Genomic DNA, 25,478 nt, shown 5'->3' on the forward strand with positions numbered 1-25,478 from the left:
CACCATGCCAGGCAAACAAAGGAACAACACACACGTGTTACCCCAAAACCCAACAATGCGCCTCATCCAACCCAAAACCAACATTCCACCCATGAGCAAAACCACCCACCCGACACTCGCGGGTAGCATGGCCAACTAAATGTGCTCCTTAGAAAGGAGGTGATCCAGCCGCACCTTCCGGTACGGCTACCTTGTTACGACTTAGTCCCAATCGCCAATCCCACCTTAGACGGCTCCCTCCAAAAAGGTTAGGCCACCGGCTTTGGGTGTTACCAACTTTCGTGACTTGACGGGCGGTGTGTACAAGGCCCGGGAACGTATTCACCGCAGCGTTGCTGATCTGCGATTACTAGCGACTCCGACTTCATGGGGTCGAGTTGCAGACCCCAATCCGAACTGAGACCGGCTTTTAGGGATTAGCTCCACCTCACAGTATCGCAACCCTCTGTACCGGCCATTGTAGCATGCGTGAAGCCCAAGACATAAGGGGCATGATGATTTGACGTCATCCCCACCTTCCTCCGAGTTGACCCCGGCAGTCTCCTATGAGTCCCCACCATAACGTGCTGGCAACATAGAACGAGGGTTGCGCTCGTTGCGGGACTTAACCCAACATCTCACGACACGAGCTGACGACAACCATGCACCACCTGTATACCAGCCCCGAAGGGAAACACCATCTCTGATGCGGTCCAGTATATGTCAAGCCTTGGTAAGGTTCTTCGCGTTGCATCGAATTAATCCGCATGCTCCGCCGCTTGTGCGGGCCCCCGTCAATTTCTTTGAGTTTTAGCCTTGCGGCCGTACTCCCCAGGCGGGGCACTTAATGCGTTAGCTACGGCGCGGAAAACGTGGAATGTCCCCCACACCTAGTGCCCAACGTTTACGGCATGGACTACCAGGGTATCTAATCCTGTTCGCTCCCCATGCTTTCGCTTCTCAGCGTCAGTTACAGCCCAGAGACCTGCCTTCGCCATCGGTGTTCCTCCTGATATCTGCGCATTCCACCGCTACACCAGGAATTCCAGTCTCCCCTACTGCACTCTAGTCTGCCCGTACCCACTGCAATACACGGAGTTAAGCCCCGGCCTTTCACAGCAGACGCGACAAACCGCCTACAAGCTCTTTACGCCCAATAATTCCGGACAACGCTCGCGCCCTACGTATTACCGCGGCTGCTGGCACGTAGTTAGCCGGCGCTTTCTCTGCAGGTACCGTCAATCTCTCTTCTTCCCTGCTAACAGAGGTTTACAACCCGAAGGCCGTCATCCCTCACGCGGCGTCGCTGCATCAGGCTTGCGCCCATTGTGCAATATTCCCCACTGCTGCCTCCCGTAGGAGTCTGGGCCGTGTCTCAGTCCCAGTGTGGCCGGTCACCCTCTCAGGCCGGCTACCCGTCGTCGCCTTGGTGAGCCGTTACCTCACCAACAAGCTGATAGGCCGTGAGCCCATCTATAACCACTACATAACGCTTTCCACCAACACCCCATGCGGAGATTGGTCGTATCCGGTATTAGACCCAGTTTCCCGGGCTTATCCCAGAGTTAAAGGTAGGTTACTCACGTATTACTCACCCGTTCGCCACTAATCCACCTAGCAAGCTAGGCTTCATCGTTCGACTTGCATGTGTTAAGCACGCCGCCAGCGTTCGTCCTGAGCCAGAATCAAACTCTCCGTTGAAAAAATAGAAAAGCTTGATAATCTGATCTCAAACAGCGAATCACACACGGGGGTGCGTGACTCAAGCTGACTAAATTTGAAACCATTTGATGATTATCAAATATCAATAAATATTTGGTATTAGTTTCAGTTTCCATCACCATTCGGTGATTTTATTGAACAAAGCACACTATTGAGTTCTCAAGCAACACACCGATTCAACACCTCAACCCCTTCATTCGAAGGAAGCCTTACCGTTGAACGGTCATTCATGTTATTTTCATTGTTACCGCGTTCCCGCGACAACTCAATCAACTATACCAGCGTCTTGTTTGCCATGCAAATCCGTTTTCCGTGATTCACACCACAATGTTTCTTCCCTAAACTCCTCCACCATCACCAACAGGCAACCTGAGATTCTTCTAAGCAAGAAACCAAAACACTATACAATTGAAAGATATTCAACCGCTTCCGACTAGGAGAAACACCGAAGAAAACTCTTCGTTTTTTCCTCCTCGCCGCGGCGACTCATACAACTATACAGACCACCAAACAGCCCTGCAACCCGAAATAGGGTGAAGTGAACCACAAGTGGGGCCTTGAAAGGGTCTCAAACACCCTCACAAACATCAAAATGCCTAGTCAGTGCGTTTTATGGGTGGTAAAAAATCTTCAAAAAACTTCTAGAAACCTCAAAAATCTGCGAATTCCCCTCGCTGGAGCCCCAAAACAGGGTCGAAAGGCGCCCAAAGCCCTCGCCAACAAAGACAAACCAAGAAACCCCAGAGACAGAGGGCAGCAGAACGATACAAGAAGAGCCCCTCCTGACGGAGGGGCTCTGTGTATATAGGGAACAGAAAAGGAGGGGCACTCCCCCACCGAACATTCAGTACCGAACACTCAGCACTAAACACTCAGCAGAGAAGAACCCCTCCCCATCTATATGTATCGAGAAGACTAAATCAGCTCTACAGCGCCCTGGTTCTTCTTGCCACGGCGAACCATCGCAAAACGACCGTGCAGCAGATCATTCTTAGAAATCGCTGCGTCCTCGCCCTGAACCTTCACGCCGTTCACCGAAGCGCCGCCCTCCTTCAGAATGCGACGAGCCTCAGAGTTAGACTTCGCAAAGCCCAGCTCAGTCAGAACAGAAATCATGTCCAGGCGGTCCTCGGGTAGCTTAGCCGAAGGAAGCTCAGCAACCACAGACTCCAGGGTAGCCTCATCCAGAGCAGCGAAATCGCCCTTACCGAACAGAGCCTCCGAAGCAGCAACAGCCTGATCAGTAGCCTCGGTGCCGTGCACCAGCGAAGTCACCAGGTACGCCAGAGTCTTCTGAGCCTCACGCTTAAACGGCTCCTTCTCAACCTTCTCGGCGAACTCGGCAATCTCAGCGCGGGTCAGGAAGGTGAAGACCTTCAGGCGATCCAGCACATCCGCATCCGCGGTGTTCAGCCAGAACTGGTAGAACGCGTACGGCGAGCACATCTGCGGGTTCAACCAAATAGCGTTACCCTCGCTCTTACCGAACTTAGTGCCATCAGAGTTAGTAATCAGCGGAGTACCAATAGCGTGAACGCTCTTACCCTCCACCTTACGAATCAGCTCAGTACCGCTCGTCAGGTTACCCCACTGATCAGAACCACCGGTCTGCAGAGTACAACCGAAACGACGGTTCAGCTCCAAGAAGTCCAGGCCCTGCAGAATCTGGTACGAGAACTCGGTGTACGAAATGCCCTCATCAGAGTTCAGGCGCTTCGCAACAATCTCCTTCTTCACCATGGTGCCCACGCGGAAATGCTTACCAACATCGCGCAGCAACTGCAGAGCAGACATCTGACCGCTCCAGTCCAGGTTATTCACCATACGAGCAGCGTTCTCACCCTCGAAAGAGAGGAAACGCTCAATCTGAGCACGCAGAGACTTAACCCACTCAGCAACAACCTCAGGAGAGTTCAGCACACGCTCAGAAGTCTGACGCGGATCACCAATCAAACCAGTGAAACCGCCCACCAGACCCAGCGGCTTGTGACCAGCCAGCTGCAGACGACGCATCACCAGCAGCTGCACCAGGTGACCCAGGTGCAAAGAAGCCGCAGTCGGATCATAACCCGTATAGAAAGTCAGGCTCTCCTCGCTCAGCGCCTTCTCCAGAGCAGCCTCATCAGTGCTCACGTGCACCAGGCCGCGCCACTTCAGCTCCTGCCAAATATTCTCGAAGGTATCGTCATTATGCTGCGCGTTGAGGATCTCGGCAGACATGCTTCTCCCATTCACAAGGTAACAACGCCCGAAGGCGCTCGAACAAAATATGTAACAAGCCTAGCACCGCACCAGCCCAAACGCTCAGAAAAACCCAAGCGAGCGCCCAAACCGGTGCGGCACCGGCTCAAAGAAATAACAGATAGAGGCTACACAAGCCACAAGGCTTACAGGCCCGCGGGCATCCGCGAACCCACCATGTGCAGGCGCTGAGTCGGACGAGTCATCGACACGTACAAATCACCCACAGCACCATCAGCATCATCAATCAGCTGCTGCGGCTCAACAATCACCACAACATCAAACTCAAGGCCCTTCGCCTCCCACGGAGTCAGAACCAGCACCTGATTCTCCAACGCAGTCTGCGCGGTACCCGTACGATCAGCATGAGCACGAGCCACAGCCTGAGCCGTCTGAACATACAGACTCGGCGGGCACACCACACCAATCAGAGCGCCACCCGAATGAGCGACCTCCTCGCTGACCACAGACACGGTCTGCTCCACGACAGACTCGGAGGCAACCTCATGAACCAGCGGAGCCCAACGACCCTCACGCACCGCACGAGGCGCAGACACCTCATAGCCAGCAGCCTGCGCAACCGACACCGCCGCCTCAGCAATCTGCGCCGGAGTACGGTAATTAATCGTCAGCTCCTCCAGAGTGAAGCGCTCACCCACAAACGGCTCCAACGCCTGCGACCACGAGGAAGCAGCCGCAGCAGAAGAAGCCTGAGCAATATCGCCCACAATCGTGAACGACTTCATCGGGCAACGACGCATCAGCAGACGCCACTGCATGGGCGAGAGCTCCTGAGCCTCATCCACCACAATATGGCCATACGCCCACGTACGATCAGCCGACGCCGCAGCCGCAGCGGTCATACGCTCGCCACGAACCTCATTCATCATCGCAATCTGCTCAGGAGTAATCACGCCATCAGCGCCAATATCCTCCAGCGACTGGTGAACATTCTCCAGCGCCTTCGCAGCGTTCTCAAGGTTCGCGCGATGCTCCGCCGCAGCACGAGCCGCAGCAGCCGCACCGGTCACCTTCGAAAAATCACCCAAAAGCTCAGCAGCCTCATCCAACAGAGGAACATCAGCCTCCGTGAAAGGGGCATCCGCCGGGCGAGCCAACAGCTCACGCTCAGCCTTCGACAGCTCACGAGTCGCAGACTCCAGATAGTGCGGCTTCGAAAACAGCGAGCGCAACAGAGTCTCAGGCGACAGCGGCATCCACGCCAGATTCAAGGCACGGCGCACATCCATCGAGGCACGCACATCATCCTGCAGATACGGACGCTCCACCACACGACCCGCCGCACGGTTCAGCTGATCATCCAGCTTCGCAGTCAGCTCCTTCAACAGAATCTTCACGAACGTCTCACGAGCCTCATTATGCGGCTTGCCCGTCGAACGAGCACGAGAACGAGCCGAACGAACCATCTCCGGAGTCAGCTCAACATCAGTACCCTCAACATTCAGACGCTGAACCTGAGCCGGCACCTTCTGACGATCCGCCACCGCACACTTAATAACCTTCACCATGCGCAAATCGCCCTTCAACGCGGCAACCGCGCGGTCCTTCTCAGGCACAGCACGCAGACCCGGATACAGGGTCGCCAACGAAGACATCACCACGCCGGTCTCACCCAGCGACGGAAGCACACGCTCGATGTACCACATGAACGAATTCGAGGGGCCAACCACCAGCACGCCAGCCTTCGACAGGCGCTCACGGTTCGTGTACAGCAGGTACGCCGCACGATGCAGCGCCACAGCAGTCTTACCGGTACCCGGACCACCCTGCACAACACGCACACCCGGCAGCTCCGAGCGGATAATCGCATCCTGCTCAGCCTGAATCGTCGCCACAATATCGCCCATGCGGCCGGTACGCTTCTTGTTCAACGCCGCCAGCAGAGCACCCTCACCGTGGAGGGTGTCCTCATCCTGCAGCATCTGAGTATCAAAGACCTCATCCTCAATATTTACGACAGTGCGGCCCTCAAGCATCAGGTGACGGCGGCGGCGCACACCCATGGGGTGGAAAGCAGTCGCCTGATAGAACGTACCCGCCTCCGGGGCACGCCAGTCCATCAGCAGACGCTGCTGATTGCTATCCGTAATACCAATACGACCGATATAGCGCACCGCATCAGTGCCCTCACGGTCCATATCCAAACGACCAAAGGTCAGACGAGAATCCACAGCATTCAGCTGCGCCAAACGATCTTCATAGTGAGTAGCAAAAGAGTCACGCTCCGAACGGTTCTGATGACCGCCCACCGCCTGATTCTTACGCACAGCAGCCAGCTTCTCAGCCGTCTCCTCACGGAGCTCATCCAGACGGGCATATACGCGAGCAACATACTCACGCTCCGCAGCCATCTGCTCAGCAAACAGCTTCTCAGCCGCCGAAGAATCAGCAGACTGCTGGGGCAAAGATTCAGATGACACGTAAGCTCCTTAAACCTATGGTGTCTCAAAGACAGGGTGCGACAGGCACCCAAAAATACGGGTCACTATTTTACAGGACAGGCTCCGTAGCGCCGAAATATTACCCCCACAGAAAAGTGCCCCACCGGCTCAACCGGCGGGGCACCCCTCATCAATATCAGCTGCACACGCCCAAAGGACGGTACGCCTCAAACTCTATAAAACTACTTCGACGGCAGCGGGTACTCAGAGACCAAGCTCAGCGTCTCAAGACGGTAACCGTCCAGCGCCTCACGACCGCCCAGGCCCTCCAGCTCCAGAAGAGCACCAACGCCGGCAACCTTCAGGTTCGCGCGCTCCACCAACTTCGCGGCAGCCACCAGAGTACCGCCAGTCGCCAGCAGATCATCCAGCAGAAGAACACGGGTGCCCGGCGCGAAATCACTACAGTGAATCTCGATCGCGGCGCTACCGTACTCCAGCGCATACTCCTCACGGTACGTCTCACGCGGAAGCTTACCCGCCTTACGAACCGTCATAATGCCAGTGCCCGTAGCGTACGCGAGCGCAGAAGCCAGCAAGAAACCGCGAGCCTCAACACCAGCCACCACATCAAACTGACCATCAAAACGAGCAGCCAGCTCATCAATGCACGCCTTGAACACCTCAGCATCAGCGAAGAGAGTGGTCACATCGTAAAAGAGGATACCCTCATGCGGGTAATTCGGAATCGTAGCGCAAGCAGTCGGAATCAACTGCTCAATAGGGGTTCGCGAAGCCTCAGAAGCGGGAACGCTCATGCTCTCTCTTTCGTGAAGGGGATAGCCCCGGAAAAATTACCCGGGAACAATAACGCGGTAGAAGCCGCCTACAAAATTCTACCCTCTTCACCCGCGCTTGTCCTCAGATGAGCGACAAGAACCATCTGCCGGGATTAGCCTCTCTGAATCACAACCCGCAAGTCACGCTTAAGAATCTTGCCGGTCGGCCCCAGCGGCATGCTCTCCACCATCACGTAGCGGCGAGGATACTTATACGCCGCCAAACGAGTACGCGCCAACGCATTCAACTCCGCATGCAACACACCCTCATCAGCACCCGGACGCGGCATCACCACGGCGACAACCTCCTCGCCCACGCGCTCATCCGGCACACCCAATACCGCTACCGACTGCACATGCTCATGGGTATAGAGAACATCCTCAATCTCACGCGGATACACCGAATAGCCGTTACGCAGAACCATGTCTTTAATACGATCCACAATAAAAATATTGCCCTGCTCATCAACACGAGCAACATCGCCGGTCGCAAACCATTCGCCGTCAAAAACCTCAGCAGTAGCCGCCGGATTATTCCAGTAGCCAGCCATTACGTTCTCACCGCGCACCCACAGCTGACCGCTCACACCCGGCGCGCACTCGGAACCTTGCGGGCAACGGACCTGCACCTGCACACCCGGCAGCACACGACCCACCGAACCGAGCACCATGCCAAACTCCGCCTGATTAAACGAAACCACCGGCGACGTCTCACTCAAACCGTAGCCCTCATACACCGGGCACTCAATCAGCGTTTTCAACGCAGAATGCACCGGCGCAGGCAACGGCGAACCACCCGAAATGCCGAAACGGATGCGACCACGCAGCGAGCGCGTACGCTCAGGCTCAGCCTCCAGCGCCGCCGCTAACGACACATACATGCTCGGGACCGCAGCCAACACCGACACCCCAGCACTCTCAATCAGATTCAGCGCACCATCAGGGGTAAAACGCGGCAGCAAAGCCACCGTAGCCGACGCCGCAAACGCCGCGTTCATCGACACCGTCTGACCAAACGCGTGGAACAGCGGAAGGCCACCAAAAATGACGTCCTCAGCGGTAAAACCAAAAACGCTCACGCAGCTACGAGCATTCGAGAGGATATTCGCGTGGGTCAGCGTCGCACCCTTCGGTTTGCCCGTCGTACCCGAAGTGTACAGAATAATCGCCGGGTCGCTCGCCGCCACCGGGACAGGCTCCAGAACAGCATCCGACGAATCAGTAGCCGACAGCGCGCTATCGGCAGGCACGTCAAAAGGAGCCACCGGCGAGCCCTCTCCCCCGGTGAAAATCTCGCAACGAACCGAACCGTTCTTCACCAGCACCGTCGAGGATGCCTCCGACGCCAGACGAGTACCCGCAAACGCAAAAAGCACCTTCGCCCCGCTATCGCGCAGATGATACTCCAGCTCAGCACCCGACAACAGCGGATTCAACGGAACACAAATCGCACCCGCAGCCACAATGCCGTAATACAGTGCAGGCATCAACGCCACATTCGGCATAGACAACGCCACACGGTCACCACGCTCAACACCGAGCGCCGCCAAATGACGCTGAACCTGCGCGGCCGCAGACGCCAACTGCGCGTAGCTCACCACCCGCATATCAGCAGATTCAGAAGCCGGAATCGCCAAAGCTGTCTTAGCCCCCGAACCAGAAGCAGCCTCAGCCAAAAGGTAGGCAATATTGTTCGCTGAATCGTGTATTTCAGACATGATAGAAAACTCTCACCACAGAAAAATCGGTATATCTAGAAAAGGAGAAGACGAGCTAGAAGCCCGGCAAAGAACCCGAAGACAGCAGAAGGGCGTACCTTCAACCGCTCCCCCCGAAATATCAGAAGAACAGCGCAAGATACGCCCCAGCTACTACTGAGCAGCAGACCAATCCAAGAAGCTCTCGGCAAGCGCAGCCCCACCATTGGGGTCACGAGTAATCACTATTACCGTATCGTCACCGGCAATAGTGCCCATAATCGCTTCAAGACCGCCCTGATCAATAGACGACGCCAAGAACTGCGCAGCACCCGGAGGAGTACGCAGAACCGTAATATTTGCCGAACCCTCAGCGGTAATCAGCAGTTCCTTAAACAGGGAAATCATACGGGCATCAGGTGCAGTACCGCCGCCACGACGAGCAGGGTAATTCGGCACAGCATAAATCAAGCCGGCGCCTTCATCACGGATGCGCTCAGCGCCAATTTCAACAAGATCACGGGAAAGGGTCGCCTGAGTAACCTTCATACCATCATCGGCCAGGTACTGCGCCAGTTCAGCCTGGGAGCGGACACGTCGGGTCTGCAGCAATTCAACGATGCGTGCCTGACGCGCGATCTTGGTCGAGGGGAAAGGCATAATATCTCTTCTTCCTACGGTGCCAATCACGAATTCAGAACGGAGCTGCCCAACGGTGGCGCAGCGCAACATTCTTTACTACCCAAGATAATACATATGCACATAAATATGCGCACCAAATATGGATTATTCCAAGATATGGGGGAAATTTCAGGGTTTATCTCACCAACTGTCACGCAAAATGCCGCGAATGTAGCGTGTATCTACACATTCGGGCGCATAACCTCGCAATGAATGCATAGCGTGCAAGAACATTGTGGACTGGTGCGCTGCGCCGGTCAAGAGACCTCCGGTAGGCGAGCGCGAAAAAGGAGCCCGCCTCCAGCAACATCATGTGCGCCAGAAACAGGCTCCCAGGCTCCCTCAACAAAACGTCAACCGGTCAATCCGCAAGATTCAGAAACGCCTAGCGCTCATCCTCCACCAGACCATCCAGGTCCTCATACTCGACATCGCGCGAACGGCGGTTCAGCCACACAGCAAAACCCATACCCAGCAGAAGCACCAGCACCGCACCAACAATACTTGCGATACCGGCAAAACGCTCAGCATTTACGCTTGCCTCAGTCACAGGCTTCAGCGTGCCCTTCTCAGCGGTATACACAACCTCAAGGCTACCGTTCTTCTCCACCAACAGGCCGTCTACCTCACGCGGGAACTCCGAAGGAACGTCACCAGTCTGCGAACCACGGAACTCAATCGGAGCACCCGAAGTCACTTGATACTTATCCTTCAGGTTCGACACATACGTCTTACCGTTCAGCGCGTCATCAGCCGGCAGGTTGCCCTTATAACGAGCCACATTACCCTTCGTAATCAGGTCAGGAGTCAAATCCTGATAAGTGCCCTGAACAACCCAGCTCTTGCCAGCATACTCAGCGTTATTATTCACCGACGCAAAAGCACGAACACCCACAACAGCCAAAATAATGGAAAGAATAACCGCAACGACAGCAGAAAGAACCGACAGCCAGTTCACGCCCGGACGGTCATCCAGCTCTTCCTCACTCATCGCGAAAAGGGAGGAGTTCTCTTCCTCATCGTCGTAATCCTCGTACTCGTCGTACTCCTCATACTCAGAATCTTCATACTCAGAGTCATCGTACTGAGAATCATCGTACTGGGAATCCTCAAAGTAGGTTTCTTCGACCTCAGTAGACTGCGACAGCTCATCCTGTTCGCGCGAGTTCTCTCGATTAGCCATTACTCTCTCCCTCACTTCATCTATCTTCTAGGGTACCCATAACCACATGAGTTCACCAATGAAAGCGCTTATCAACGCTTCAAAAACCAACTCAACAGGTAAACCCACCACGCAACGCCAAAAGCTACGGGGTGGGAGCCAACAACTCCCACCCCGTCAGCACTAAGCGTTACGCCATAGGGTTAGACCCGGTTAGACACGCGGTTCCGCACCCAGCTGCTCAACAGTCGCAGCCACAGCAGCCTCACGAGCAGCCGACGCCTCATCAGCAGTCAGCGTACGACCCGGCGCGCGGAAACGCAGGGCAAACGCCAAAGACTTCTTCGACTCATCAATACCGACACCGCGGTAATCATCAAAGACGCGGATGTCCTCCAGCAGCTCACCAGCGCCCTCACGCAGAACACGCTCCACCTCAGAAGCAGGCAGATCGCGGTCCACCAGAAGCGCCACATCCTGAGTAGCAGCCGGGAAAGTCAGCACCGGAGTAGCCTGACGCGCCTCAACACGACCAGCAAACAGCGCCGAGAAATCCAGCTCAAACGCGCAGGTGCGCTCAGGCAGGTTCAGCTCCTGCAGCAGCTTCGGGTGCAGCTCACCAGCAAAACCAACACGCTCACCGGCAGCGTTCAGAACCTCAGCCACACGGCCCGGGTGGAACGCAGTGTGCACACCGTTACGCACCTGAATCTCAGCCGAAACAGCGTCAGCAACCAGACGCACAGCGTCCAGAGCGTCACGCCAATCGAAAGCGCGCGGAGTAGCGCCGGGCATCACTTCATGCTCAGTACCTGCGAACAGGCCAGCAATGAAAGTGGGCTGATGCGGAATACCGGCGTTCAAATCAGCCAGAACCTCATCCGAAGGACGAGCACCCAGCGGCGGAATAGACTCCGAACCCAGCTGCTCACCCGGGATGAACACGTGACCCGCCTCAAAAATAGCCAGGTTCTTGAAACCGCGAGACAGGTTACGCTTCAGAACCTCAACCAGGCCCGGCAGCAGCGAACGGCGCATCCAGCCCTCAGCCGAAGAAATCGGGTTCTCCAGGCGAACCGAAGGAACCTCAGTCACCGGGTTCTCAGGGGTGCTCACCCACGGAGCCGACCACAGGTTGTTCGCATCAGCCGACACGAAGGGGTACGCGAAAACCTCAGTCAGACCCGAAGCCGCCAACGCATTCAGCGCACGACGCTTACCCGCCTGCTCCGGAGTGTAACCGTGACCCGCAGGAGCCACCGGCAGAGTCGAGGGGATGTTCTCGTAACCGTCAATACGTGCGATTTCCTCAGTCAGGTCCTCCTTCGCACGCAGGTCAGTACGCCACGACGGGACAGTCACCGCGTAACCAGACTCGGTACGCTCCACAGAGCAACCAATCTCACGCAGGCAGGACTCAATCTGCTCCGGCGAGTAATCCACGCCAATACGACCAGCAGTGTAGTCAGCAGGCAGATCAATCACGACCGGCTCATAGCCGAGCGACACATCAGTAACACCCGGCTCAACCTGAGCACCAGCCAGCTCAACCAGCAGCTCAACCGCACGCTGAGCAGCCGCAGCCTGAATCTGCGGATCCACGCCACGCTCAAAACGCTTCGAGGACTCAGAAATCAGCTTGTGGCGGCGAGCAGTACGAGCCACCGACACCTCATCAAAACGAGCAGACTCCACCAGAATGCGGGTGGTCGAGTCAGTCACCTCAGTCGAGGCGCCGCCCATCACACCGGCAAGACCAATCACGCCGGAATCATCAGCAATGACGATATCCTCGGGGTGCAGAGTACGCTCAACACCATCCAGGGTCACCAGCTTCTCGCCAGCAGCGGCGCGACGCACCACAATCTCACCCTGAACCTTGTCAGCATCGTAGAAGTGCAGCGGCTGACCGGTCTCCAGCATCACGTAGTTCGAAATATCCACCGGCAGCGACAGCGAGCGCACACCCGCCAGACGCAGACGCGAAGACATCCAGGTCGGAACCGGCGCATCCGCCTTCACGTCCGACACCTCACGCATCACGAAACGAGTGCATGCGGGGTTACCGTGAATCGGAGCGTCATCACGCAGAGAAACCGGGTGACCGGACTCGTTCGCCTCCGGGGCGCGCTCGCCGTACGCCAGCACAAAATCCTCAAAGGAAGAACCGGTAGCGTGGCACCACTCGCGAGCGATACCGCGCAGAGAGAACGCGTAACCGCGGTCCGGGGTCACGTTCACCTCGGCAGCCTGATCGTACAGACCCAGCAGCTCCATCGCATCGGTGCCAAGCTCCGGGTCCAGGCCCAGGGTCGAAAGCACCAGGATGCCGCCGTGATCATCGCCAATACCCAGCTCACGAGTCGAAGCAATCATGCCAGCCGACTTGTGACCGTAAGTCTTACGGGCAGTAATCGCGAAACCACCGGGCAGAACAGCGCCGGGCAGGGTCACAACAACCTTGTCGCCGGGTTTGAAGTTGTGGGCACCACAAATAATGCCCTGAACGCCGGAAGGCTCAATGCCCTTACCGGTCAGAGTCTGCTCCTGGCCCTCCGGAACCACACGCACCTGGCACCAGTTCACGGTCTTGCCGTTCGAGTGGGTCTCCGGCTCCATAGAGAGCACCTGGCCAACCACAATTGGTCCGGACAGCTCATCAGAGGGGCGGTGAACGTCTTCTTCTTCCAGGCCAACCTTCACCAGGGTTGCCATCAAATCTTCAGCCGAAGCATCCTCAGCTACAGGCACGAACTCGCGCAGCCATGACAGGGGTACACGCATAATTTAGATCTCCATCCCGAACTGCTCAGAGAAACGGATGTCGCCTTCAACCATGTCATGCATGTCAGCGACGTTGTTACGGAACATGAGGGTACGTTCAATACCCATACCGAAAGCGAAGCCCGAGTACTCCTCAGGATCAATACCCGCAGCACGCAAAACGTTGGGGTTCACCATGCCGCAGCCACCCCACTCAATCCACTGCGGGCCGCCCTTAGCGTTCGGGTGCCACAAATCCAGCTCAGCGGAAGGCTCAGTGAACGGGAAGAAGTTCGGGCGCAGGCGAATCTTAGCGTCCTCACCGAACATGGCGCGTGCCATGTACTCCAGGGTGCCCTTCAGATCAGCCATAGTCAGGCCCTTATCCACGGCAAGACCCTCGATCTGGTGGAAGACCGGGGTGTGGGTCGCATCCAGCTCATCGGTACGGTACACCTGACCCGGGCACACAATGTACAGCGGCAGCTCGCGAGAAAGCAGCGAGCGCATCTGCACCGGCGACGTGTGGGTGCGCAGCAGCAGGTGAGCGTTCTTCGGCTCAACGTAGAAAGTGTCCTGCATTTCGCGTGCCGGGTGATCCGGCTTAATGTTCAGAGCGTCAAAGTTGTACCACTCAGACTCCAGCTCGGGGCCGTCAGCAACCTCCCAGCCCATACCAACGAAGATATCAGTCAGGCGCTCCTGCATCAGAGCAATCGGGTGGCGGCCGCCCAGGGAACGGCGAGGCGACGCAGCGGAAACGTCCACAGCCTCCTCAGCCAGGATGCGAGCCTCACGCTCAGCCTCCAGCTTGGCGGTACGAGCCTCAATAGCCTCAGTCAGGGCTGCACGAGCCTGACCCATCAGCTTACCCACCGGGCCCTTGTGCTGGTTCTGAAGATCACGCATCTGGCGGTTAGCGATGCTCATGATGCCCTTCTCACCGAAGAAGCTCAGGCGCACCTCCTTGAGGCTGTCAAAGTCCTTAGCCTTCTCGCGAATCTCCTGGCGGGCGCGCTCACGCTCAGCCTCAAAAGCCTCACGGATAGCGTCCAAACCGTTCTCGGGGTTCTCCTCCAGAACCTGCGCAATGCGGGCGAGAACCTGAGCCGGGCCGTTAAGACCCTCGTGTTCCTGCACGGAATCGGTCATTGTCACTCTTCTCTGCATACCACCGGCACTATGCCGGCTGGCTCGTTATACACCTTAGGCAGCACCGTCTGCTCTCCCCTGCTGCCCGCACAGGGTGCGGAACAGGGGGATGGCGACGGGCGCATATCCTATCCATTTTAGACCAGAGAAGGAAGCGTAAACAGCAGAACGCCCGGATAGTCCATCCGGGCGTTCTAGAGTATATCTTTTCAACAACAGGGTTGAAGAGGGTACTTCTACTTCAGAGCCTGCTTCACAGCCGGGTCGAAAGAAGCACGAATCCACAGCACGTTCGCAATGAGCCATGCCGCGTACAGGGGCACGAAGCCGTAGCGCTGAGCGTCAATGACATTACCAATCAGAGACAGAATCGCCACGAACGCACCCAGAATTGCAAAAATCAGACCGACAGTCAGGCCCAGACGCTTGCCCTTCTGAATCGTGAAGTACACCCAAATGTACACAACCGCAGAAACAACCAGCAGGCCGATACCGCCTGCAACACCGAACTCCGGCAGACCCTTCAGCGGGGACAGGTTATCCGGCGCGAACGAGGAAATAACACCGTGGATCAAGCAGAGCAGCGCGGAGACAATCATAATCTCCTGCAGACGCAGAATCTTCGGGTGCTTGGTCGGCGAGTGGAACAGAATTCCGCGCGGCTCAGCGCCGCCTTCCTGAATATAAATAGCTTGAGTGTCCGAGGGAACCGCGTCGGAGCGGTAGGCACCCGGATCAAACGGGGGTTGAGCAGTCATCATTGTCTCCCAATACGTATGTGATTTCTCCCTCAATACTACCCGCCTACCGATTGGTTTCCAAAGTATGTATCCGTGTCGAACCCATATGTGACAAAGTCCCCTCCCCAACAAACACACAAGTCAGGATTACACGGCGCATAAATCCCCCTCAAAATATGAATAAAGGCGGGACTCCCCACAGGGAATCCCGCCTTCAAACAGTGTCACAAAAGATAGAGAAAATTTATCCTGTTACCGCCGCGAATGTGTCACACAACGGCGAATTAGCCTCGCAACGAACTAGCGCAGAGCATTAGGTCATACCTTGGGTCTACGCCTCACCAGTGCCAGTGTCCTGCAGCTGCTGCAGAAGAGCCACAACAATCGGCAAATCCGCCGGAATCCACGGCAAACCCAGCAAATCATCGTACGCCTGTGCGTCATCCTTAGACTTCGGCAGCGGCATCCACCGCAGCGCGCTGTGATCTTCCAAAGTATCCGGAGTACCCGAAAGAATCTCCGCGAAGAACACGCGCATCGCCAGACGCTCGCTCAGACGCCAGCCCTGCGGGTACGCGCCGGGCACCTCAGCACCCAAACGCGCCTGCACGCCCAGCTCCTCCTTCAGCTCACGCACCAGCGCCTGCTCGCAACTCTCCCCCGACTCGACCTTACCGCCCGGGAACTCCCACATACCGGCAACAGTCTGCGGCTCAGAACGCTGAGCCACCAGCATACGGGTCGGAGCCTCCAAAGAATCAACCACGGCGGCGCCAACCACCTGAACCTCAAACGAGGGCGACAATTCACTCATCTTTCTCTACCTTCTTCTACGCTTTAGAATCCTTCATCGGATGCGCATCCTCAGCAGCGTGCTCCGCTACTTCCTTCTCAGCATCCTCAGTATCCTCTGGCTCAGGAGCTTCCTCCACGCCTTCCTGCCACTCTTCTTCCTCATCATTCATATTCGAGGCTTCCGCCACCTCACGGCGAATATTAGTGCCGTCATTCAGCAGGATCAGAAGGCGGTTACCGTTCTTGAACTCCATGAGGAAGACATCCTCAAGTTCGACCTCAGCCGCACGCAATTGCAGGTACACCCAATCCTCGGTCTTGTGCGCATCCGCGATATCGCGAGTGACCAAGCTACCCTTCACAATCAGAGCAAAGTTCGGCACACCGTCACCCTTACGGATCACACTCAGCGCACCGTTCGGCTCAATCTGAGCAAACTCAATCTCTTCCAGATCGTAAATACCCTGCGCACGCAGGTCAGCAATCAGGCGCATCGGGTCAAGAACCACATCTGTCTGCTGGAAACTCTTAATATCGATATCGCCATCCGTAATGACCGGCACGCGCTGCTCACGCACCGCCATATGCAGAAAACGAATCTTCGAGGTCGCCATGTTTAGCAGCTGAATCATGCACAGCGTAAACACCAGGTAGACGAGGAAGTAGAACAAGCTAATCTGCTCGCTGTACAACACGCCACCAATCAAACCACCGATGACAAAGTTACCGATGGTATCAATCGGGGTCTGGTGCCCCGCCTGAGAACGGTGAGTCAGGCGCAGGTACACCAAAATGATGATCAGGCCGAAGAAAATCTTCAGCAAACCATCAACAACCGTCTCAACGGTCATAACAAAAATCCCCTAGAACTAAGCCCGGAAAATATCCGGCTCCAAATAAATGATGCGTGCCGCAGGAACAGCCTCACGAATACGTACCTCAGCCGCATCAATCTCATCAGCTACCGAACGACCAGTGTCAGCATCATGAATGCGAATCTTCGCCGCCACCAGAATCTCCTCAGGACCCAGGTGCACAGTCTTAATGTGGATAATGCGCTCGCTATCGCCATCCTCGATCGCCGCACGAATCTTCGCCAAATCCTCAGGAGAAGCAGCCTCACCCAAAATCAGCGACTTCATCTCCACCGCAAGGAACACAGCAATAAAGACCAGCAGCACACCAATAGCCAGGGTGCCAAACGCATCCCACAGGCCATTACCGGTCAACAGGGTCATGCCCACGCCAAAGAGCGCAAAAATCAGACCCAGCAACGCACCCGCATCCTCCAACAGAAGCACCGGAAGCTCCGGGTTCTTCGAAGTACGCAAGAAACGCATCCAGCTCTGCTTGCCCTTCAGCCCACGCGACTCCTTCACCGCCACGCGGAACGAGTTACCCTCCAGCAGAATCGAACCCACCAGAACAGCCACCGGAACCCACTGCCACTCAGTAATACCGTGCGGATCATGCAGCTTCTCGTAACCCTCATACAGAGCGAACAAGCCACCCAGGGCAAAGATAATAATCGACACAATAAACGCGTAAATATAGCGGTTACGGCCATAACCAAACGGGTGTTCCTCATCAGCCTGCTTCTGCGAAGCGCGACCGCCCAGAAGAAGCAGAAGCTGATTACCCGAATCAGCCACCGAGTGAATAGCCTCCGCCAGCATCGACGAAGAACGAGTCAGCGCAAAAGCCAAAAACTTCAGCACCGCAATACCCAGGTTCGCACCCAGCGCCGCAATAATCGCGCCCGAACCCGAATGACCAGAAGGAGCAGACATAATTTCCCTTTCTCAGCCCTAACCTAAAACTCAAAAACCTATAAGGCTAAAGCAGCCCACCGCTGTGCCACAGCCGCGAACCGCCCAAAACCTAGCGAGAAACGCCGCGCTGAGCCATCGCCGAAGCATACAGACACACAGCAGCAGCCGTACCCACATTCAAAGACTCAGCCGAACCATAGACAGGAACAGCCACACGCATCGTAGCGGCAGCCTTCTCCTCAGCGTTCAGGCCCTGAGCCTCATTCCCGAAAAGCCACATGGTCGGCTGAGAAAGATCAAAATTACCCTTCACGCCGGACGGGGCGCTCGCCTCCACACCGGCACGACGAGCCGCCGTGTACTCACTCAGCTCCTGCAGATTCACCGCACCATAGCCGTCAGCAGCCAACACAGCAGTACCCTGAGACTTCACATCCTCCGCGAAATCCTCCAGCTGCACGCCCTGAATAATCGGCACATGGAACAGCGAACCAGCGGTAGAACGCACCGTCTTCGGGTTATACAAATCCACCGAACCCTTAGTCGTAATCACCAGGTCGGCACCAGCCGCATCAGCCACACGAAGAATAGTGCCCGCATTACCCGGATCCTGCACACGAGACAGCACAGCAATCAGCTTCGGATTCAACGCGCCCTCACCCCACAGCAGCGAGAACGACGCATCCACCATGAAGGAAACCGCAATAATACCCTGCGGGCTCACCGAATCAGCCATCGCCTCCAGCACCTCATCGGTCACCACACGCATAAAGACGCGGCGGCCTTCCTCCGGGGTGGGGGTGCCGTACACCTGCTCCAGTAGCTCAGCAATATCCTCATGACGGTCAAAAGCCGCCTCCGTAACGTAGACAGCATCCAGAATCGGCTTCTGCAAATGCGCCTTCAACGCCTCACGCACAGCCTGCGGGCCTTCCACCAGGAACTGGCCCTTCTTCGTGCGGGCGGCGCGGGTACGCAGCTTCGCAATATCGCGCACACGATCTGCCTGCGGATTGGACATCACAACGGGGGTACTAATACGTTCAAAAAAGTTCACTCTTAAAGGGTACAGGCAAAGGCACACCCCAAAACGCAGAACAGCCACACGCACAACCTCGGATACGCAGAAAGCGGCCGCCCACACTCAAAAGTGCAGACGGCCGCTCACGACGCTTAAGCATCCTACCCCGAACCTAGATCTTCGAGGCAAGAACACAACCTAGGCTCATTAAGCCTTGGGAGCCGAGGTGTCCTCGGGCAGGTTGTTCTTAGCAATCTCAACCAGTGCGTTGAAGGCAGCGGGCTCGTTAACAGCCAGCTCAGCCAGCATACGGCGGTCAACCTCAACACCAGCAGCCTTCAGACCCTGGATGAAGCGGTTGTAGGTCAGGCCCTGTGCGCGGGAAGCAGCGTTGATACGCTGAATCCACAGGCGACGGAAGTCACCCTTCTTCTTACGACGGTGGTCGTAGCTGTAAACCAGCGAGTGAGTGACCTGCTCCTTAGCCTTACGGTACAGGCGAGAACGCTGACCGCGGTAGCCGGATGCACGATCGAGAATAGTACGGCGCTTCTTGTGCGCGTTAACCGCGCGCTTCACACGTGCCACGTGTGTCTCCTTCGTCTTATGTCCTGAACAGCTCACATATCACGCTGAACAGGAGCGAGTCTTTAATCAGTGCGCACCACTATCGGTGCGCCAGGTGCAGAGAGTAAGCGTTGCTTACTTACCCAGCATCTTCTTGACAACCTTTGCCTGGCCGCCGGTAACGATCTGGTCAGAAGCCAGACGACGGGTCAGACGAGAGGACTTGTGCTCCAGGTAGTGGCGACGGTTCGCCTGCTGGCGCTTAACCTTGCCGCTACCGGTGAGCTTGAAGCGCTTCTTAGCACCAGAGTGGGTCTTCTGCTTCGGCATAGCTGCCGTTCTCCTTACATTCATCCCCCGCCACAACGGCGGGGTAGCTTAGTGGGGTTGAGCGATACACGCATCAGCCCCAAGGACCAAAGGTGAGGCACCCCTGACGAGGTGCCTCGGAACCGGCACCGGGTGAACCCGCAACACCCACCCAACGGTGGAGGCGCGTGCCCATCCTAAAGTGACGACCCGGTTCCCTACTCGGCGGAAGCCTGTGCCTTCAACTCGGCAGGCATAGCGTCTGCCAGAGAATTAGTTACGGGCTTCGCCTTGGTCGTGTCAATACGCTCGCGACCCTTGCGACCGCCGGCGCCCTGCTCACGGCGAGCCTCTGCCTTACCGCGAAGCGGAGCCAGAACCATCACCATGTTGCGGCCATCCTGACGGGGGCGAGACTCAACGGTGCTCACCTCAGCCAGCTCAGCCGCCAGACGCTCCAGCAGACGCACACCCATCTCGGGGCGCTGCTGCTCACGACCACGGAACTGAATCATTGCCTTGACCTTGTCACCACCGGAAAGGAAACGACGAGCGTGTCCAACCTTGGTTTCGTAGTCGTGGGTATCAATCTTCAGGCGGAAACGGATCTCCTTCAGAACGGCATTAGCCTGCTTCTTGCGGGATTCACGAGCCTTGATTGCGGCTTCGTACTTGTACTTACCGTAATCCATGAGCTTGCACACGGGCGGCTTCGCGTTCGGGGCAACCTCGACCAGGTCGAGTTCGGCGTCCTCAGCCAGACGCAGAGCGTCCTTCAGAGGGACAACGCCTACCTGCTCGCCACCGGGACCGACAAGACGGACCTCGGGAACGCGGATACGATCGTTAATGCGTGGTTCGCTAATGACTAGCTCCTGTGCTCTGTGGGTTTCCCCGTGAATACTATCCGTTGCGGGCACTAAAAAGCCCCCGCAGTTACACAAGCGGAGGCACAAACCAGCGTACGCCGAAAGCGGCGGACGAACCCGTTCACCTCAAAACTCGCAAACTAACGCCTGCGGCGGTCAACCGGGTGGGAGACATGCTCCACTTGCAAACTGCCTACAACCATACCGCAGAATCCCCGATAGACGCAAGGAAATAGACGCAAAACACCATAAAAATTGCGGGGACTCCCCCCAGAAAGTCCACAGAAGCGCCCACTCTTAAGGACGCATTTACCGAAACAAACGAAATATGAGATTCTAGGACTATGAGCACTGAAAACACGAGTTTCCGCTTCACCGCGGAAGAAGAAACCCCCGTACACGGCCACACCGAACTCACCGAAGAGCAGGTCGAAGCCGTCAACGAACAGCTGCGCGACATCGCAGACGTACCCGCCATCGAAATCATCAGCTCCGCAGCCATCCACATGATGAGCGCCGCAGCCGTCAAGTGCGGCCTCGCAGCCGAAGAAAACGCCGACGACCTCAAGGACCTCGACGAAGCACGCAAGCTCATCACCGCACTGGCAGGCCTCGTCACCGCCGCAGCACCCGAAATCGGCTCCCAGCACGCAGCACCCCTGCGCGACGGCCTGCGCACCCTGCAGCTCGCCTTCCGCGAAGCATCCCCCTTCCCGGACGAGCCCGGCAAGGGCCCCGGCGAAAAGCTCACCGGCCCGGTCTACTAAACCGTACCCGGTCTATTCACAGCGAAGCCCCGCCTCCCTCGTACTGAGGAAGACGGGGCTTCGTCACATATAAAGCCTATGAGGATAAAAAATCGACGCGGGCTAGATAAGCGGACTAGTGCGAACCGGTAGCTTTAGCGGGAGCCAGCGGCCGCAAGAGCCTGCTCAAAACTAAAGTTACCCACATACAGCGCCTTACCAAGCACTACGCCCTCCAAACCAGAAGGCACCATAGAACGCAGCTTCACAAGATCAGCCAGCGACGCCACACCACCGGACGCCACCACCCGACAAGCAGTCTGAGCCAGCACCTCATCCAGCAGCTCCGCACCGGGGCCCGCCAGGGAACCGTCCTTGCTCACATCCGTAACGATATAGCGGCGCACGCCCGCATTCTCCAGCCACGCCAGCGCCTCCGCCAGGTCAGGGCCCGACCAGTCGGTACCGCGAGCCACCGTCACCCAGCCCCGCTCAGGGTTATAGCGGGCATCGAGGCCAAGAGCCAGAAGATCAGAATCGGCATAGCGAGCCAGGGCACTTTCAAGCCAGGAAGAATCCGCCAGAGCCGCACTGGTCACGTTCACGCGATCCGGGTTCAGGCTCAGGGCACGCTCCAGGCTCTCAGCATTACGCACGCCGCCACTAACCTGAATACGAACCGGGGCAGAGCTCCGGGCGCTCTCGGCACGGACGGCGGCAACCACCTCAGCCAGAACCTCAGTATTCGTGCCGCGACCAAATGCCAAATCAAGGTCAACCAGGTGAATCCAGCGAGCACCAGCCTTCACCCAGGTCAGAGCCGCCTCAACAGGGTCGAGGCGCTGCTCACCACCGGACAGGGTGCCGCCCACCGGGCGCACCGCGTAGCCTTCAGAAATATCAACAGCGGGCAGAAGTTCAAGAACGGGTGCAGACATTAGTTACCTCCCGCAGCAGTAGCGGAGTCGCCAGAAGACAGAGACTCAGAAGACAGGCGACCGGTCACCGCCAGGGACGCAACCCAGCGGCGCATAAACTCTGCGCCCAGTTCACCAGAGCCCACAGGGCAGAACTGCACCGCCGTCAGCGGGCCGTTCTCAACCGCCGCGATATAGGCGGGCTCGGTGACAGTCCAAGTCACCGCCGGAGGGGCAATATATTCAATACTCTGATCAAAAGCCCACTCAAAAACGCCGTGCTCAGATTTGAAGTGAGCCTCGCCTTCAAGATCTTTGAGCAGCGCACTATCGGCGGACGGGCGCAAAGTAGCAACACCGGGAGTTACCTCGCGGGTAGAAAGCTCCACGCTCTCACCGGGCCACTCCCCCATACACTGAACCTGAACCTGCCCCATCTGCGGATGCTCCACCGTAACCGAATCGAAGAGGCAACTCAACGCTGCACCGGCAACCAACACCGGACGACCACCAGCAACACGGCGACCAATCACACGCTCAGCGTCCTTAGCTTTCAGGTCTTCATACGCCTCAAGAGAGCTCGCACCGCCGGTAACCACCATGCCGTCAGCCTCACGCAGCTGATCGGGCACAGCGGTCACGATGACCTCCGCCCCCGCATCCTGAAGAAGCTTCACCAGGGCGCCACGAGTTCCGGGTTCCCCCAAAACGGCAACCACAGGACGAGCAGTCTGAGCATTCTGTACAGATTCAGTTTCGACGGGTGCGGATTCAACGGGAACAGGCATCGGTGCGCTCCTATTTCATAGGCTCAAGAATTCGGCTCAAGCGCTCTAGCTTGAGAGATAGCGGATTCGGAGTCAAGACATCAACCTCATGCAAAAGCCAACCACACGCGGGTCCATGCTTAGCGCTGAGTCTGAGGGATTTCCAGACGCTGACCGGCATCAACAGAGGTGCTGGTCAACGAGTTCAACTCCATAATACGAACCACAGTATCACGGGTGTCACCGTGCGGATCCACCGCCTGAGCAATATCCCACAGGGTCTCTCCGTGCTTGACCACGACGACGGTTCGAGTCACCGAAGCGTTCTCCACGGAGGCAGAAGCCGCCGGACCAAAGAAGCTAATAGCGCCGAGCACAATCAGTGCCGCCAAAGTCAGCAGAGGCAGACCCTTCAAGAAACCGCGCGGAGTACCAAGACGACGAATAGAAGAGGGAACCGCGCGCAGAAGCTCGCCACCCTTAGCCAGAAGAACACTCTTCGCACTAGGCGCCTGAGCCGCAGAAGATGCCTGAGTAGAAACAACAGGGGTAGAAACGGCGGGAGCGTGAGCGGGCTGAGCCTCCTGCGCGGGACGGGGTGCATGAGCCGCACGAGAAGAGCGAACAGACTGCGAAGACGCAGGCACACGAGAACGCCCCTGCACGGTGCTGGCGGACACGGTGCTGGCGGACGCTGTGCGGGCGGGGTGAAGTACCACCAAACCTGCCGGAAGGTGTGCAGAAGTGCCGTGAGAAGCAATAGGTGCTGCAGTAGTCATTGTGGTTCCTTTCTCTCAGCTCGCCCGGGGTTGCCCCGCGGGTCTAGCAATGCCGAGCGATACCCGCTCGGAGGTCCTAGTTGAGTGATAACTATGGAGTGGTGATTGTTAGGCGATAACTATTGGGTAGCTATTCTCTAGTTAGGTCAGAGCGTCGGATGCACCGGGCTGATTTGGGCACCCCATCCCCTGCGCTCTCCCTTCGCCAGATGCGTCTAGAGCATCCGAGGTAGATCATGCGAAGAGAGAGACAGAGGATTCGAATACATTCGAACACTCATTCACTCTCGTCTCCCGGAAGACTCCGGGTCGAATCTTCGAACATTTTTCGAACATCCACCCGTAAATCCTGAATTTCAGGAGAGATTCAAGAGTATATACGAACTCTTGTTCTAAAGTCTAGCAGAGATGTACTAAAAATTTCTTCGAGTTTCGAAGAAAAAATCTAGAATATTTGTTTGAGTTTTTCGGTGTAGTGTTCTACACTGGTGTCAAGAGACGTTCCACACGCTCCTGATGAGTCCTACTCACAGCAGGTTTCTGTACCCGTTACAGCTTGGTTCTGTATCGAGTGCAGGTGCTGCTGACTGAGTTTTATAGGGCGGAGGTGCATACTCGTTGCCTGTGTATCGCTCCGGTATCGCTCCGGCACGGATAGAATTCCTCCACCCCCTGACGAGATAAGACCCATTTCGGCAGAACCAAAAAAATTTTTAGGACACCATCGGAAAACGTGTGAAGCACCCATCCGTGCCCCGACCGGAATACAGAGGCCGGAGTACAGACCGAAGGAAAAGAAATGGCAACAGCACCCCGTCCGGCGCTGACCGCGCGCCAGCAGAAGATTCTTGACGCGATCCGCACCGAGATTGAACAAAAGGGTTACCCGCCGTCCATGCGCCAGATTGGTGACATGGTGGGTCTTGCGTCCCTGTCCTCGGTCACTCACCAGCTCGGTCGTCTCGAGACCATGGGCTACATTCGCCGCGATCCCAAGCTCCCCCGCGCCATTGAGGTGCTGGATGAGAACGGCGTCGGCATGCACGGTAGCTCCTCCTCGTCCCTGCCCGAGCTGCCGAACTTCGAAGTCGGCGATGAGGACCTCGTACCCGTTCCCCTGGTTGGACGAATTGCGGCGGGCGGTCCCATCACCGCCGAGCAGTCCGTGGAGGATGTGCTCGCCCTGCCCCGCCAGCTGGTCGGTAGCGGCAAGCTTTTCATGCTCAAGGTCAAGGGCGATTCCATGATTGACGCCGCAATTTGCGACGGCGACTGGGTGGTTGTCCGCGAGCAGCACACCGCTGACAATGGCGATATCGTTGCTGCTCTGCTTGACGATGAAGCAACCGTGAAGGTGTTCCGTCAGGTCGACGGCCACACCTGGCTCATGCCGCGCAACTCCAACTACGAGCCGATTATGGGCGACCGCGCAACCGTCATGGGTAAGGTCGTCTCCGTGCTGCGTAGTCTCTAGACAGCACAGCATCTAAAAGACATAGCAGCGAGGCTTTTAGCTCTATATAGAAATCACCCCGGTGATACGTGAACGTTCACGTAT

Annotated in this window: 21 protein-coding genes and 1 rRNA gene; 2 read left to right on the forward strand and 20 right to left on the reverse strand. The window is 56.9% G+C overall.

The genetic code is table 11. The features are described from left to right. Nucleotides 1–152 precede the first annotated feature (152 nt). The 17 genes from LPB405_RS02015 to infC all read right to left on the reverse strand — a co-directional run bounded on the left by LPB405_RS02015 (nucleotide 153) and on the right by infC (nucleotide 20,762). Nucleotides 153–1,680: ribosomal RNA gene (locus LPB405_RS02015) — 16S ribosomal RNA — on the reverse strand. Between the two features lie 936 nt (nucleotides 1,681–2,616). Beyond that, entirely contained in the window at nucleotides 2,617–3,921 is a 1,305-nt protein-coding gene (gene tyrS / locus LPB405_RS02020) for a tyrosine--tRNA ligase (protein ID WP_219101737.1), read from the reverse strand. A 167-nt stretch (nucleotides 3,922–4,088) separates the two neighbouring features. After that, the gene (locus tag LPB405_RS02025; protein WP_219101738.1) at nucleotides 4,089–6,383 is read right to left on the reverse strand and encodes a HelD family protein; all 2,295 of its coding nucleotides are present in this window, start codon (nucleotides 6,381–6,383) and stop codon (nucleotides 4,089–4,091) included. Nucleotides 6,384–6,586: 203 nt separating this feature from the next. Then, nucleotides 6,587–7,162: an adenine phosphoribosyltransferase gene (locus tag LPB405_RS02030; RefSeq protein WP_044150631.1), complete on the reverse strand. Its 576-nt coding sequence runs from the start codon at nucleotides 7,160–7,162 to the stop codon at nucleotides 6,587–6,589. Nucleotides 7,163–7,296: 134 nt separating this feature from the next. Next, nucleotides 7,297–8,901 (reverse strand): AMP-binding protein, encoded by a 1,605-nt coding sequence (locus LPB405_RS02035; protein ID WP_219101739.1) that lies wholly within the window; start codon nucleotides 8,899–8,901, stop codon nucleotides 7,297–7,299. 153 nt (nucleotides 8,902–9,054) lie between these two features. After that, the gene (locus tag LPB405_RS02040) at nucleotides 9,055–9,540 is read right to left on the reverse strand and encodes an arginine repressor (protein ID WP_049345349.1); all 486 of its coding nucleotides are present in this window, start codon (nucleotides 9,538–9,540) and stop codon (nucleotides 9,055–9,057) included. A 406-nt stretch (nucleotides 9,541–9,946) separates the two neighbouring features. Further along, a complete protein-coding gene (locus LPB405_RS02045; protein ID WP_219101740.1) occupies nucleotides 9,947–10,744 on the reverse strand; it encodes a hypothetical protein in 798 nt (265 codons plus the stop codon). Nucleotides 10,745–10,936: 192 nt separating this feature from the next. Then, nucleotides 10,937–13,507, reverse strand: coding sequence for a phenylalanine--tRNA ligase subunit beta (pheT, locus tag LPB405_RS02050; protein WP_219101741.1), 2,571 nt, complete (start codon nucleotides 13,505–13,507; stop codon nucleotides 10,937–10,939). 3 nt (nucleotides 13,508–13,510) lie between these two features. Continuing rightward, nucleotides 13,511–14,638 (reverse strand): phenylalanine--tRNA ligase subunit alpha, encoded by a 1,128-nt coding sequence (pheS, locus tag LPB405_RS02055; RefSeq protein WP_219101742.1) that lies wholly within the window; start codon nucleotides 14,636–14,638, stop codon nucleotides 13,511–13,513. A gap of 236 nt (nucleotides 14,639–14,874) precedes the next feature. Further along, the gene (locus LPB405_RS02060) at nucleotides 14,875–15,396 is read right to left on the reverse strand and encodes an ABC transporter ATPase (protein WP_219101743.1); all 522 of its coding nucleotides are present in this window, start codon (nucleotides 15,394–15,396) and stop codon (nucleotides 14,875–14,877) included. 313 nt (nucleotides 15,397–15,709) lie between these two features. Then, a complete protein-coding gene (locus LPB405_RS02065) occupies nucleotides 15,710–16,192 on the reverse strand; it encodes a (deoxy)nucleoside triphosphate pyrophosphohydrolase (protein WP_219101744.1) in 483 nt (160 codons plus the stop codon). 16 nt (nucleotides 16,193–16,208) lie between these two features. Further along, nucleotides 16,209–17,024 carry a DUF421 domain-containing protein gene (locus LPB405_RS02070; protein WP_219101745.1) on the reverse strand — a complete coding sequence of 272 codons (816 nt, stop codon included), beginning with the start codon at nucleotides 17,022–17,024 and terminating at the stop codon, nucleotides 16,209–16,211. Between the two features lie 18 nt (nucleotides 17,025–17,042). After that, on the reverse strand, nucleotides 17,043–17,963 hold the full coding sequence (locus tag LPB405_RS02075) for a cation diffusion facilitator family transporter (protein WP_219101746.1): 921 nt from the start codon (nucleotides 17,961–17,963) through the stop codon (nucleotides 17,043–17,045). Nucleotides 17,964–18,054: 91 nt separating this feature from the next. Continuing rightward, nucleotides 18,055–19,056: a TrmH family RNA methyltransferase gene (locus tag LPB405_RS02080; protein WP_219101747.1), complete on the reverse strand. Its 1,002-nt coding sequence runs from the start codon at nucleotides 19,054–19,056 to the stop codon at nucleotides 18,055–18,057. A gap of 117 nt (nucleotides 19,057–19,173) precedes the next feature. Beyond that, nucleotides 19,174–19,554 (reverse strand): 50S ribosomal protein L20, encoded by a 381-nt coding sequence (gene rplT, locus LPB405_RS02085; protein ID WP_005507127.1) that lies wholly within the window; start codon nucleotides 19,552–19,554, stop codon nucleotides 19,174–19,176. A 114-nt stretch (nucleotides 19,555–19,668) separates the two neighbouring features. Further along, on the reverse strand, nucleotides 19,669–19,863 hold the full coding sequence (rpmI, locus tag LPB405_RS02090) for a 50S ribosomal protein L35 (RefSeq protein ID WP_004006287.1): 195 nt from the start codon (nucleotides 19,861–19,863) through the stop codon (nucleotides 19,669–19,671). Nucleotides 19,864–20,060: 197 nt separating this feature from the next. After that, nucleotides 20,061–20,762 (reverse strand): translation initiation factor IF-3, encoded by a 702-nt coding sequence (gene infC, locus LPB405_RS02095; RefSeq protein ID WP_005507875.1) that lies wholly within the window; start codon nucleotides 20,760–20,762, stop codon nucleotides 20,061–20,063. A 293-nt stretch (nucleotides 20,763–21,055) separates the two neighbouring features. Here infC and LPB405_RS02100 point away from each other — a divergent pair, with 293 nt between their 5' ends. Then, entirely contained in the window at nucleotides 21,056–21,478 is a 423-nt protein-coding gene (locus LPB405_RS02100) for a DUF1844 domain-containing protein (protein WP_070594146.1), read from the forward strand. Nucleotides 21,479–21,612: 134 nt separating this feature from the next. Here LPB405_RS02100 and LPB405_RS02105 read toward each other — a convergent pair whose 3' ends face one another. From LPB405_RS02105 to LPB405_RS02115, 3 genes are all read right to left on the reverse strand, one after another. Beyond that, complete coding sequence (locus tag LPB405_RS02105) at nucleotides 21,613–22,395, reverse strand: HisA/HisF-related TIM barrel protein (RefSeq protein WP_219101748.1); 783 nt, start codon at nucleotides 22,393–22,395, stop codon at nucleotides 21,613–21,615. Further along, nucleotides 22,395–23,162: an imidazole glycerol phosphate synthase gene (locus tag LPB405_RS02110; protein ID WP_219101749.1), complete on the reverse strand. Its 768-nt coding sequence runs from the start codon at nucleotides 23,160–23,162 to the stop codon at nucleotides 22,395–22,397. Before LPB405_RS02110 ends, LPB405_RS02105 begins: the two co-directional genes overlap by 1 nt. A 119-nt stretch (nucleotides 23,163–23,281) precedes the next feature. Then, nucleotides 23,282–23,920 (reverse strand): LysM peptidoglycan-binding domain-containing protein, encoded by a 639-nt coding sequence (locus LPB405_RS02115; protein WP_219101750.1) that lies wholly within the window; start codon nucleotides 23,918–23,920, stop codon nucleotides 23,282–23,284. A gap of 799 nt (nucleotides 23,921–24,719) precedes the next feature. Here LPB405_RS02115 and lexA point away from each other — a divergent pair. Continuing rightward, complete coding sequence (lexA, locus tag LPB405_RS02120; protein WP_070737306.1) at nucleotides 24,720–25,394, forward strand: transcriptional repressor LexA; 675 nt, start codon at nucleotides 24,720–24,722, stop codon at nucleotides 25,392–25,394. Nucleotides 25,395–25,478 lie beyond the last annotated feature (84 nt).

Origin of the sequence: Rothia mucilaginosa (genome assembly GCF_019334805.1) — a bacterium.
Classification (GTDB): domain Bacteria; phylum Actinomycetota; class Actinomycetes; order Actinomycetales; family Micrococcaceae; genus Rothia; species Rothia mucilaginosa_C.